General features: G+C 72.1%; 10 protein-coding genes. 8 read left to right on the top strand and 2 right to left on the bottom strand.

The annotated features are described in order from the left end of the window. The 4 genes from I53_RS28065 to I53_RS28050 all read left to right on the top strand — a co-directional run. Positions 1–1,385, top strand: a 1,385-nt coding sequence (locus I53_RS28065) for an FAD-dependent oxidoreductase (RefSeq protein ID WP_043357190.1), incomplete at its 5' end; no start/stop codon positions are given. A gap of 128 nt (positions 1,386–1,513) precedes the next feature. Continuing rightward, a complete protein-coding gene (locus I53_RS28060; RefSeq protein WP_043357188.1) occupies positions 1,514–1,720 on the top strand; it encodes a hypothetical protein in 207 nt (68 codons plus the stop codon). A 233-nt stretch (positions 1,721–1,953) separates the two neighbouring features. Then, positions 1,954–3,636, top strand: a complete 1,683-nt coding sequence (locus I53_RS28055) for an acyl-CoA dehydrogenase family protein (protein ID WP_043357186.1) — start codon at positions 1,954–1,956, stop codon at positions 3,634–3,636. A gap of 94 nt (positions 3,637–3,730) precedes the next feature. Continuing rightward, positions 3,731–6,226 (top strand): EAL domain-containing protein, encoded by a 2,496-nt coding sequence (locus tag I53_RS28050; protein WP_083936182.1) that lies wholly within the window; start codon positions 3,731–3,733, stop codon positions 6,224–6,226. 30 nt (positions 6,227–6,256) lie between these two features. On the opposite strand, the gene I53_RS28045 is transcribed toward I53_RS28050, so the two are convergent. After that, positions 6,257–6,436 (bottom strand): hypothetical protein, encoded by a 180-nt coding sequence (locus tag I53_RS28045; RefSeq protein WP_043357184.1) that lies wholly within the window; start codon positions 6,434–6,436, stop codon positions 6,257–6,259. Positions 6,437–6,673: 237 nt separating this feature from the next. Next, on the bottom strand, positions 6,674–7,939 hold the full coding sequence (locus I53_RS28040; protein WP_043357182.1) for a glycosyltransferase family 4 protein: 1,266 nt from the start codon (positions 7,937–7,939) through the stop codon (positions 6,674–6,676). A gap of 124 nt (positions 7,940–8,063) precedes the next feature. Between I53_RS28040 and I53_RS28035 the strand changes: the two genes are divergently transcribed. From I53_RS28035 to I53_RS28020, 4 genes are all read left to right on the top strand, one after another. Next, on the top strand, positions 8,064–9,329 hold the full coding sequence (locus tag I53_RS28035) for a glycosyltransferase (protein WP_043357181.1): 1,266 nt from the start codon (positions 8,064–8,066) through the stop codon (positions 9,327–9,329). Positions 9,330–9,666: 337 nt separating this feature from the next. After that, complete coding sequence (locus tag I53_RS28030; protein ID WP_043357179.1) at positions 9,667–10,023, top strand: phasin; 357 nt, start codon at positions 9,667–9,669, stop codon at positions 10,021–10,023. 197 nt (positions 10,024–10,220) lie between these two features. Next, positions 10,221–10,796: a phasin family protein gene (locus tag I53_RS28025; RefSeq protein ID WP_043357177.1), complete on the top strand. Its 576-nt coding sequence runs from the start codon at positions 10,221–10,223 to the stop codon at positions 10,794–10,796. A 124-nt stretch (positions 10,797–10,920) separates the two neighbouring features. Next, positions 10,921–12,214, top strand: a 1,294-nt coding sequence (locus I53_RS28020; RefSeq protein WP_106428199.1) for an N-acetylmuramoyl-L-alanine amidase, incomplete at its 3' end; no start/stop codon positions are given.

The raw sequence follows: 12,214 nt of genomic DNA, 5'->3' as shown, positions 1-12,214 counted from the left end.
AGGGCGAGATCTGCGGCGGCCGGCTCTACTGCCCCTGGCACAAGGCGGCCTTCGCCCTCGCCGACGGCAGCCTGGAGGAGCCGCCGGCGCTTGAGGCGCTGACCCGCTATCCCGTCCGGATCGAGGGCGGCGAGGCGGTGGCGACGCTGACTCCCGAGCCCGCTCCGGCCCGGCACGCCCGGACGCCCCTCGGACAGGTCCTGATCGTCGGCACCGGGGCGGCGGCGGCCGCCTGCATCACCACGCTCCGGCGCGAGGGTTTTGCGGGCGCGATCACGATGGTCGGCCGCGAGGGGCACCCGCCCTACGACCGGACCAAGCTGTCCAAGCAATTCCTGGCCAAGCCCACCCCGGCGGAGAAGACCCTGCTGGAGCCGGATTTCTCCGCCGCCCACCAAGTCGAGCGGATCGAGGCCGAGGCGGTCCGGATCGATCCGGCGCGCCTCAGCGTCACCCTGGCGGACGGCCGGGTGCTCACCGGCGACGCGCTGCTGATCGCCACCGGCAGCCGCGCGGTGGTGCCGGACTTCGACGGCCGCGATCTCGACGGCGTGATGACGCTCCGCAGCCTCGACGATGCGGTGCGGCTCAGCGCCGCGGCGGAGCAGGCCAAGCGCGTGGTGGTGATCGGCGCGGGTTTCATCGGCCTGGAGGCCGCGGCCTTCCTGACCAAGCGCGGCCTGTCGGTGACGGTGCTGGCGCGGGAGGAGATCCCCTTCGCCAAGCGCTTCGGTGAGGCCGTGGGCGCGGCGCTGAAGCGCTACCACGCCGGCAACGGCGTGACCTTCGTGACCGGCAAGGTCGCGCGGATCGCCGGCACCGGCTCCGTCGAGGCCGTCGAGACCGCGGACGGCACGCGGCTGCCGGCCGATCTCGTGCTGATCGGCGCCGGCGCCGCGCCGGAGACCGGGATCGTCGCCGGGGTGGAGCCGGACGAGACCAGCGGCCTCCCGGTCGGCGCCGATCTGAAGCTCGCCGACAACGTCTGGATCGCCGGCGACATCGCGGCCTTCCCGGAGCGCGGCAGCGGCGTCACCGCCCGGATCGAGCACTGGCGTCTGGCGCAGCAGCACGGCACCCACGTCGCCCGGGCGATGCTGGGCGCCAGCGGCGCCTTCGCGGGCGCGCCGTTCTTCTGGAGCAACCAGGGCGACAAGCGCCTGGATTACGGCGGCTACGCGCCGGATTTCGATCGGATCATCCTGCAGGGCGATCCGGCGGCGCTGGACTTCATCGCCTATTATGTCCGCCAAGACCGGGCCGTGGCCGCCTGCAGCATCGGCCGCAACCCGGCCTTCACGGCATTCCTGCACCTGCTGGGCGAGGGACGCGTGCCCAGCCCGGAGACGATCGAGTCGGGTGCGGATCTCACCGCGCTGGTGTGACCCGCTCCGTCATCACTATGCTCCGCTCGCGACGACGGGCGTCCGGGCCGATGGAACCAGTTCCGGCGGCCCATCTTTCGGTAGACGCCGCCCGCCGTCTCGAGAGTCGGGCCCATACGGGAGGCCCCATGAACCAGATCATCGTCGTCGCGCTCATCTGCGCCGCCTCCGTCCAGGCCCCGGACTGCTCCCGCGAGACCGCCCTCGACGTGGTCACCGGGCCGGCCCACACGCTCCAGGAATGCCTCGTTCAGGGCCCGGTGCTGGCAGCCAGTACAGGCTTCAAGGGCGAGGACGGGGCCTACGTGAAGACGCGCTGCGAGCAGAGGCGCTGAGCCGGGCACGGTCTGGCGAACAGCTTTCGGCAGGGCGGCGGACGGATCATCAGTGTCGGGACCGACGCGTATCGCCGCACCGGCCCGGCCTTGACTTTCATGGGCTGCGCATCGGCCCGTGAGCTCCGGCATTCAACTTGAGTTCAAGGCGAGCCAAACGAAATCTGCTTCGGCTCCGGCCCGCGACAGGTTAAAAGACCCGATCCAAGAAGACGCCACGCGAGCAGGAAACCATGTCCGCATCCCCCGCCATCCAGACCGAGCCGCAGGATATCGCCACCCTCGCCAGGGCCGCCGGCGAGAGCGTCAAGGCCCTCGTCGCGGAGGCGACCCGCCGGGTCCGCACGCGGATCCTCGGAACGGACGGGCGGATCGACGCGGCCAAGCTCGAGGGCGAGCAGCACGCCGCCCACGGGCTCGCATGGCTCGCGACCTACGCGGAGGCGGTCGCCGAGCTCGGCGGCTACGCCGAGCGCCTCCAGGCCGAGGGCCGGTTCGGCGAGACCGAGTCGCTCCTCGTCCGGATCGGCGCCGGCGAGTATCTCGACCAGCTGTTCTCCGGCATCCCGATGAGCCAGGGCGAGATGGTCCGCCTCACCGGCTCGCTCGGGCTCACCGCCAAGGAGGTGGCGCAGTACCGTACCGAGGCGGTCGAGACCCTGATCGCCGAGGGGAACACCCCCGAGAACCGCGCCGCCCTGGTGGCGCGGATGCGCGACGGCAGCGGCTCGGCCACGGTCGGCGCCTCGGGCCTCGACGAGGACATGGAGGCGATCCGCTCCGAGATGCGCCGCTTCGGCAAGGCCGAAGTGGTCGATCAGGCGCACGAGTGGCACCTGAAGAACGCCTACATCCCGATGGAGATCGTCACCAAGATGGCCGAGCTCGGCGTCTTCGGCCTGACGATCCCGGAGGAATACGGCGGCATGGGCCTGCCGAAGACCGCCATGTGCGTGGTCTCGGAGGAGCTGTCGCGCGCCTATATCGGCGTCGGCTCGCTCGGCACCCGCTCGGAGATCGCCGCTGAGCTGATCCTGTGCGGCGGCACCGAGGAGCAGAAGCAGCGCTTCCTGCCCAAGATCGCCAGCGGCGACATCCTGCCCACGGCCGTCTTCACCGAGCCGAATACCGGCTCCGACCTCGCCTCGCTCCGCACGCGGGCGGTGAAGGACGGCGACACCTGGAAGATCACCGGCAACAAGACCTGGATCACCCACCCGGTCCGCGCCGACATCATGACGGTGCTCGTCCGCACCAAGCCCGAGGAGAAGGGCCACAAGGGCCTCTCCATGCTGATCGCCGAGAAGCCCCGGGGCACCGACGCGGAGCCGTTCCCGGTCCAGGGCCTGTCGGGCGGCGAGATCGAGGTGCTCGGCTACCGGGGCATGAAGGAGTACGAGCTCGCCTTCGAGGGATTCGAGGTGCCCGCCGGCAACCTGCTGGGCGAGGTCGAGGGCAAGGGCTTCGCCCAGCTGATGCAGACCTTCGAATCGGCCCGCATCCAGACGGCGGCGCGGGCCATCGGCGTCGCCCAGTCAGCCCTCGACGTCGGCCTGCGCTACGCCGAGGAGCGGGTCCAGTTCGGCAAGGCGCTGGTCAACTTCCCGCGGGTCGCCGACAAGCTCGCCATGATGGCGGTGGAGATCAACATCGCCCGCCAGCTCACCTATTTCTCGGCCCGCGAGAAGGATGCCGGCAAGCGCTGCGACCTGGAGGCCGGCATGGCGAAGCTGCTGGGCGCCCGCGTCGCCTGGGCGGCGGCCGACAACGCCCTGCAGATCCACGGCGGCAACGGCTTCGCGCTGGAATACCCGGTGAGCCGGATCCTGTGCGACGCCCGCATCCTCTCGATCTTCGAGGGCGCCGCGGAGATCCAGGCCCAGGTGATCGCCCGCCGGTTGCTCGAGGCGGCCTGAAAATCGAGATCAAACTGGGGAATAGTACGTATCATGGGATTATAAGTCGGCTCATGAACCCGGCTTAAACGAAGTCCCAGCTTCCTGGCCCCCGGTGAACAACTGGGGCGGCTCGGTGACCGCGCACGACGACGACGGACAGACGGGCCGCAACATCCTTCGGCGCTGGCAGGATTGCCGGACGCCGGGGGCGCCGATCCCGTCCTACGAGGCCGTCGTGCTCGGGAGCCTCGGCCGCCTCGCCGACCGGGCCGCCCTGGTGACCACCCGGGACGGCCAGGCCGCCCGGATCCTCTGGGCGGGCCAGGAGTTCGGCGCCTGGCTCGCGCAAGGGTCGGAAGGCCCGTCGGCGGAACCCTGTCCCAGCGAGACCGTCCCGGTCGACGCGCTCCCGATCGAGCTGCGCGAGCCCGTCGGCGAGATGGTCGCGGCCGCCCTCGGATCCGGCCAGCCCGCCTACAGCCGGTGCGATCGCCTGGATGCCGGCGTCGTGACCTCGACCCGCCTCGTCGGTGTGCCCCTCGACAACCGCTGGGGCGAGCCGTTCGTGCTGATCGGGTTCGACGGGGCGAGCGTCCGGACCGAACTCGTCCAGGCGATGTTCACCGCCACCGACCAGGGGATCCTGGCCCTCAGCACGATCCGTGACGCGGCGGGCCACCCGGTCGATTTCAAGATCGTGGCCCTCAACCGCGGCGCCGAGCGCCTCCTGGAGCGGCCCGCCGCGGTCCTGCAATGGCAGCGCATCGGCCAGCTCTTCCCGGGGGCGATCACCGCGCGGACGATCGCGACCCTCGCCGCCATGGTCGAGCGGGGCGGGCGCTCCGCCTTCGAGCTGAGCCGCCCCCGGTCCGACGGCGGCACGCTCTACCTCAAGGTCGAGGCGGGCTGCGTCGGCGATCTCCTCTCGGTCACCATGACGGATGTCGGCGACATCAAGGCCCGGGAGGCCTCGTTCCGGCTCCTGTTCGAGAACAACCCGGTCCCGATGTGGGTCGTGGCCGACGCGCGCGACCGCTTCCTGGCGGTCAACGACGCGGCCGTCGCCCATTACGGCTACAGCCGCGAGCAGTTCCTGAGCCGGGCGCCGGCCGATCTCGCCATGCCCCCCGACGCGGCGCCGGGGCTCGGCCTGCCGCCCACCGGCGCCCTCCACCGGCGCGCCGACGGCTCGGCGATCGAGGTCTCCCTGTTCCAGCGGGCGATGCCGTTCGAGGGGCGGCAGGCCGTGCTCGAAGCCGCCATCGACATGACGGAACGCCGGAGGGCCGAGGCCCGCATCGCCCACATGGCGCACCACGACGCGCTCACCGGGCTGCCGAACCGCGTGCTGTTCCGGGACCGCCTCGCCGAGGCGATCTCCCGCCACGCCCGGGACGGGGAGGCGGCGGTGCTGCTCTGCCTCGACCTCGACAAGTTCAAGATCGTCAACGACACGCTGGGCCATCCGGTCGGCGACGCGCTCCTGCGCGAGGCGGCCGAGCGGATCGCCGGCTGCCTGCGCAAGGACGACCTCGTGGCCCGGCTCGGCGGCGACGAGTTCGCCATCCTGGTAGGGGGGATGGATCTCCCGGCCCTGGCCGATGGGCTGATCGCCCGGGTGATCGCCGAACTCGGCCGGCCCTTCCGCCTGGACGGCCAGGATTGCCATATCGGCACCAGCATCGGGGTCGCCTGCCTGCCGCGGGACGGCACCGATCCCGAAACCCTGATGAAGAACGCCGACCTCGCCCTGTACCGGGCGAAGGCCGAGGGCGGCGGCACCTTCCGGTGCTTCGAGCCGGAGATGGATGCCTGGGTGCAGGCACGGCGGCGGCGCGAGAACGAGCTGCGCGAGGCCTTCGCCCGCGGCCAGTTCTCGCTGGTCTACCAGCCGCTGATGGATGCCCGTTCCGACCGGATCCTGGCCTTCGAGGCGCTGCTGCGCTGGTCCCATCCGGACCACGGCCCGGTTTCGCCGGCCGAGTTCGTGCCGCTGGCCGAGGAGACCGGCCTGATCGTCCCGATCGGCGCCTGGGTGATGCAGACCGCCTTCGCGGAGGCGGCGACCTGGCCGGAGGCGATCCGCCTCGCCGTGAACCTCTCCCCGATCCAGTTCCGCAACCGCAGCCTGGTCGAGACCGTGCGTGGCGCCCTCGCGACCTCGGGCCTCGACCCGCGGCGCCTCGAGCTGGAGATCACCGAATCGGTCCTGCTCGCCGACAGCGCCGCCAACCTCGCGACCCTGCATGAGCTGCGGGCCCTGGGCATCCGGATCGCGATGGACGATTTCGGCACCGGCTATTCGAGCCTCGGCTACCTGCGCAGCTTCCCCTTCGACAAGATCAAGCTCGACCGCTCCTTCGTGAGCCAGGTCGGCGAGAACACCCATTGCACGGCGATCGTGCGGGCGGTGGCGAGCCTGGGCGCCAGCCTCGGCATCGCCACCACCGCCGAAGGGGTGGAGACCGTCGAGCAGCTCGCGATGCTCCGCGCGGAGGGCTACGACGAGGTCCAGGGCTTCCTGTTCAGCCGTGCGGTCCCGGGGCCCGAGGCCCGCCGCCTGATCGACCGCGGGCGGGAGCCGGTCCCGGACGACCGGGCGGCCTGACGGCCGCCCGGCCGGTGCAGGCCCGGGGGCCTACTTGGTGATCTTCACCGACACCGGATCGCTCGACGGGAAGGTCTCCTCCAGGGCCTCGTCCAGGCGCTCGTTCAGCTTCTCCTGCTTGTTGTCGGGGTTCTTGGCGTCGCCCGGCTTGGCGCTGCCCTGCTGGAAGCCCGGCTTGGCTTCGTTCGGCTTGTTTTGGGTCTCGGCCATGTCGCTCGCTCGTCCGTGACGGAGGCACGCAAGGGTGCTGGTGGGCATCAACGCGAGGGACGGCGGGTGTTTCCGATCTTTCCGGCGGCCGCATGGGCTTTCCGGTCGAAGCGTCCGGCCCATGGCCTCGCCGGCGTCACCCGCGCGGCGTCGGGATCCGCGGCAGCGCGACGGGCAGCGCGGCGCCGACGGGATGGCTCCGCGTCCCGCGCACGGACGGCCGAACCGGCGGCAGGGTCAGGCGGTCGCGAGCGGCCGATCGACCGGGCTCAGGCCCCTCCTGCGGGCGGTGGCCCCGCGCATCACCGTCTCGTAGACGCCCTCGAGGCGGTCGAGATGGGCGTCGAGGCTCAGGGGCGCCGTCCAGTAGCGGTCGTGGGCGGCCCGGCCCATCCGGGCGGCGAGGCCGTCGTCGGTCAGGCGGCGCAGATGGGCGGCGAGCGCCTCCGGATCGCCGGAGCGGAACCAGAACCCGGTCTCGCCATCGATCACCGCCTCCCGCCCCGCGCAGGCATCGCTGACGATCACCGGCGCCCCGCAGGCCAGGGCCTCGTAGACGGTGAGCGGCTGGCCCTCGTACCAGACGCTCGGGAAGACCAGCGCCCGGGCTTGGCGCATCAGCGCCTGTACGCCGGCGGCGTCGCGCCAGCCGAGCATGACGGCCTCGGGATAGCGCGCCGCGAGATCGGCCCGCTGGGGGCCGTCGCCGACGAAGACCGCCCGCACCCCCGCGCGCTTGGCCGCGTCCGCGAAGATCGGCGCGCCCTTCTCGGTGGAGATCCGCCCGACGAACAGGAAGTCGCCCGGCGCGCCCTCCCGCAGGGGCGCCTGCACCACCGCGATCGGGTTGTCGACCCGGTGGAACACGGTGCCGGGGGGCATCAGCGGCCGGACGACGCTTTCCTGCAGATCGCTGATCGTGACGACGTGGGCGAACAGATCCGGCAGCCGGGCCACGTGGGCGAGGCCGGCATGGCGGACCATCCGGGCCACCTTGCGCGGGTAGCTGCGTGCGTCGCAATGCGCCGCGATGCAGGCGGCCGACATCGGGGTCCGATGGCAGATCCGCTGCTCCGGATAGGCGTAGAAGCCGCCGGTGGGGCAGACGAGGAAGAACTCGTGCATCGTGTAGAGGCACGGCAGCCCGGAGGCCCGGATCGCCGGGCCGATCGACGGCGACAGCGCCTTGGCGAAGGCGTGGACGTGGACGAGGGTGTCCCGGGGGTCGCAGGCGGCGAGTTCCCGCGCGAGGGCGCGGCGCGCCGCGCCGTTCCAGATCGCCTGGGCGGCGAAGGCCAGTTTGCTGCGCGCCGTGGTGACGTCGTCCTGCTCCAGGCAGACCACCCGGATGCCGGCGGGCTCCAGCCGGGGGTCCACCGGGCCGACCGCGGCGAACAGGCTGACGCGGATCCCCCGGGCGGCGAGCCCCAGGGCGGATTCGATCGCGACCTTGGCCTGGCCGCCGTTGATCGCGGCGTGGTCTGCGACGAGGACGACGTGCACGTCAGGAAATCCGCCGCTCTGATCCCGGGCAGAGATCTGTATCCGGTCGCGTTTGATCCCCCGTAAACCGCTCTCCTTCATCCTCCCGGCTCCCGAGACCGACGCAATCCCCGGGAGGGACACCGTGCATGTCGTGATCCTGGCCGAGTTCGCGGCCGCCAGCGGCGGGGCCGAGAAGGTGGCGCTGGAATCGGCCCGCGGGCTCGCCGAGGCCGGTCTCGCCGTCACCTACATCCAGGCGATCTCGGGGGCCGTCGATCCGCTCCTCGACCATGCCGGGATCCAGCGGATCGACCTCGGCCTGCCCGACATCTGGTCGCTCGGTGCCGCGCGGGCGGCCGCCGCCGGGATCTGGCACGCCGCCGCCGCCCGCCGCCTCACCGCGGCCCTCGCCGGCCTCGCCGCGCCGCCGGACTGTATCCACCTGCACCAATGGACCCGGACCCTGTCGCCGGCGATCGTTCCGGTCCTGTCGAAGACCGGGGTGCCGCTGGTCGTCACGCTGCACGACTACGCCCTGGCCTGCCCGAACGGCGTCTATTACCGCTTCGACCGGGCCGAGCCCTGCGGGCTCGCCCCCCTGTCGGCCGCCTGCCTCGCGGCGCCCTGCGATCCCCGCAGCCGGGGGCACAAGCTCGTGCGGGTCGCCCGTGCCGCGGCGATGCGGCAGGTCGTCGGTCGGGCCAGCCGGCACCATCCGCTGCACGTCGTCCATGTCTGCGACGCCAGCCGGCAGCGGCTGGGCGCTCTGCTCGGCGGCTACGCCCTCACGCATCATCGGATCGACAACCCCGTCCGGCTTCCGGAGGGGCCCGCGGCCGCGCCCGCCCGCGGCGACGCGATCGCCTATGTGGGGCGCCTGACCCGCGAGAAGGGCGCCGACCTCGTGGCCGACGCCGCGCGGAGGGCCGGACTTCCGGCCCTGTTCATCGGCGCCGGCCCCCTGGAGGCGGAGCTGCGTGCCCGGGACGGCGTGGAGGTGATCGGATGGCAGAGGCCCGAGGCGGTCTGGGCTACGCTCCGGACCCGCGCCCGGGCGCTGGCGGCGCCGTCGCGCTGGTACGAGACCGGCCCGCTCACCGTCTACGAGGCGCTGGCGGCCGGCATCCCGGTCGTGGCCTCCGACCGCTCCGGCGCCGCCGAGAAGGTTCGGCACGGCCGGACCGGATTCGTGCTCGCACCGGAGGTCGGGCCCCTCGCCGAGGCCTTCACGGCGCTCCGGGACGACGCCCTGGCGGCGTCGCTCGGGGCGGAGGCCCGCAGGCTCTTCCGCACCGCGCCGATGGGCCTGGACGCCCATGCGGCGGCGCTCCGGGGGCTCTACGCCCGTCTGTCCGGAGCCGCGGCTGGTGCGATGCAGCATCCGGATTCGCTGGCCCAGCCGCGATGATCCGAGGCGGCCCGGCCCGTCTGGTATACCACAAGCATTCACGATCCGTTCGTGCCCCTCTGGACAGGCAGATCGTTTTTTGCGAAGCGGCCTCTTGCCGGGATCGGCAATCTTGGCCGATCGGATAAATGGCGCAGCTTGCACGCCATCTGCTATCGGGGCTGCAGCCGCGATGCGATGACTGTGCGAGATCATCAGATCTGCATTTTATCGGGCTTCCGGGTCCTGCATGGCCCCCGAAGCATGCACTTGACTTCTTGTTGCGGTGCAACATATAGAAGCGCGTCAACGCGGACGCATCCGGCGTCCCGCTCCATGAATGTTGCTGGAGACATCGATGCAGACCCCGAACTTCGAGATCCCGACCGAGATGCGCGACTTCGCCGAGAAGAGCGTCGATCAGGCTCGGACCGCTGTCGGCACCATGATGACGAACGCCGTGAAGGTCGCCGAGCAGGTCCAGACCTCGGGTCAGACCTTCCAGTCGACCCTGACCGCCGCGGTCGCGAAGGGGTTTGATCACGCGCAGGCCAACGCCAACGCGACCTTCGACTTCGCCCAGAAGCTGGTGCGCACGAAGGATCTCCGCGAGGCGTTCGAGCTCCAGTCCGAGTTCGTCCGCAGCCAGTTCGCCGCGCTCCAGGCCCAGGCCAAGGATTACGGCGCCCTCGCCCAGAACGCCGCCGCCCGCTGAGGCCGGCGCGCCGTCCCCGATCCTCGATCGGGGACGCGATACGGGATCCGGAGGGCGCGCGGCGCCGACCAGATCCGAGGCTCTGACACCCGGGCGTCACGGGTCCGAGGCCGACACCGCGGGCGAGCCGGCTGCGCACGACCCTCCGGCCGCCGCTCCGTCAGGACGGCCTGACGCCGACAGGAGGAGATCGCGCGATGGGAAAGCCGCGTCGACCGAGGGGAGGCCGCCCCGCCGGATCACCCCAACCGCTCCGGAAGGCGCCGGCCCCGGCCGAGACCCGCCCTGCGCCGATCGCCGAGGACGCACCCGCGCCGGCGAGCGACGTTTCCGTCGAGACCCACGAGCCGCAGGCCGAGCCGGCCCAGGCGGCGTGCGCGGCGACCACCCCGGTCCTGCCCGAGACCGCCTCTGAGGTGCCGGCCGACGGGCCGGCCGATGGGCCGACCGAGACGGCCGCGCAGGCGGTCCCCGAAGCCGGCGCCGCGGCGGATATCGCCGTCCCGCCGATGCCGGACGCCGTCGACGTCCCAGACCGGATCGTCTTCACCCCCGACCGCTTCGATGTCGTCGAGATCGGCTCGACCATCGCCCGCTACGTGCGCGGCGAGGGCGAGGCGGCCCTGGCGCATCTGCGGGCGCTCTCGGGCGCCCGGTCGCCGGCCGAGGTGATTCGCCTGCAGGTCGGCGAGGTCCAGCGGGCCGCTGACGCGTCCCTGACCTGCTGGGTCACGGTCATCGGTCAGACGAGCCGCGTGGTCGCGTACCGCTGAAGCGGCGCGGGACTTGTCGCATCCCGGCAACACGGGCGCCCGGATCGAACCGGCGGCGGCAACCGTCCGTTAACCAAGTCGGTCCCATGCCGTAACGGAGGGCACGGGAAACGACACCGGACCGATGCCGAACTGCGCGCGCCTGATCCGTACCGCATGGCTTCGCCTGGCCGTGGCGCTTCTGCCGGCCCTGGCGGGAGCGCCGGTTGCCGCGCAGAACGGTGAGAAGCCCGCCGTCGCCATCGGGGCCGACCTCGCGAGCCAGGCCGGCGGCACGCGCCTGACCCTGACCCTGTCCCGGGCCGTCGAGGCCCGCGGCTTCGTGATGGAGCGGCCGGACCGGGCGGTGATCGACCTGCCCGAGGTCAACTTCCAGCTCGAATCTGGAACCGGCAGCCGCCGCGACGGGCTCGTCCAATCCTTCCGCTACGGCCTGTTCGCCCCAGGCCGCTCCCGCATCGTGATCGACCTCACCGCCCCCGCCACCGTCGGCAGGATCGAATCGGTGACGCGGGCCCGCGACGGCGCGGTGCTGCTCACGATCCCGCTCCAGCGCGCCGACCGCGACGCCTTCCGCAAGGCGGCGGCCGCCGCGGATCCCGCCCCCGCCCAGGCCCGCAGCGCCCCGCCGGAACCGACCGACCAGCGCCCGCTGATCATGGTCGATGCCGGCCACGGCGGCACCGATCCCGGCGCCATCGCGGTGGGCGGCGTGTTCGAGAAGGATATCGTGTTCGGCTTCGCCCAGGCGCTGGTGGAGAAGCTGGAGGCGGCCGGGCGCTACCGGGTCCGGATGACCCGCGACCGGGACGTGTTCGTGCCCCTCGCCGACCGGGTGCGCCTCGCCCGCGAGGCCAAGGCCGACCTGTTCGTGTCGATCCACGCGGATTCGATCTCGGCGGCCCCCCAGGTGCGGGGCGCCACGATCTACACCAATGCCGAGAAGGCCACGGACGCCGAATCCGCCAAGCTCGCGGAGCGCGAGAACCGGGCCGACGCCGCCGCGGGCGCCGACGCCGCCGAGGCGCCGCCGGACATCGCCGACATCCTGCAGGAGCTGACCCTCCGCGAGACCCGCGGCTTCTCGTCGGGCTTCGCCCGCACGCTGATGGGCCAGCTCGCCCCCGTGATCGAGATGAGCGCCAAGCCCCACCGCGAGGCGCGCTTCGTGGTGCTGCGCTCCCCCGACGTGCCGAGCGTGCTGGTGGAGCTGGGCTATCTCTCCAGCAAGCGCGACCTGGAGATGCTGCAATCGCGGGAGTGGCGGGCGGGCGTCACCGGCTCCATGGGCAAGGCGATCGATCTGTTCTTTCACAACNGCGCCACCCTGGGACGTCCGACGGTCATGCGCCGCTCGGCCGCTGTCGCCCCAGTTCACCATAGAATGCGTGTCGATACGGGACGTCCGAACGCCCCGT

Source organism: Methylobacterium sp. B1, from assembly GCF_000333255.1.
In the GTDB taxonomy this organism is placed as follows: domain Bacteria; phylum Pseudomonadota; class Alphaproteobacteria; order Rhizobiales; family Beijerinckiaceae; genus Methylobacterium; species Methylobacterium fujisawaense.
Note: the sequence above shows the minus strand (reverse complement) of the source record. Positions and strands in the feature narration are given on the sequence as shown.

Coding starts and splice junctions, on each gene's coding strand:
- I53_RS28030 (WP_043357179.1), top strand. CDS start 9,667: ATGCAGACCCCGAACTTCGAGATCCCGACCGAGATGCGCGACTTCGCC.
- I53_RS28055 (WP_043357186.1), top strand. CDS start 1,954: ATGTCCGCATCCCCCGCCATCCAGACCGAGCCGCAGGATATCGCCACC.
- I53_RS28025 (WP_043357177.1), top strand. CDS start 10,221: ATGGGAAAGCCGCGTCGACCGAGGGGAGGCCGCCCCGCCGGATCACCC.
- I53_RS28060 (WP_043357188.1), top strand. CDS start 1,514: ATGAACCAGATCATCGTCGTCGCGCTCATCTGCGCCGCCTCCGTCCAG.
- I53_RS28045 (WP_043357184.1), bottom strand. CDS start 6,436: ATGGCCGAGACCCAAAACAAGCCGAACGAAGCCAAGCCGGGCTTCCAG.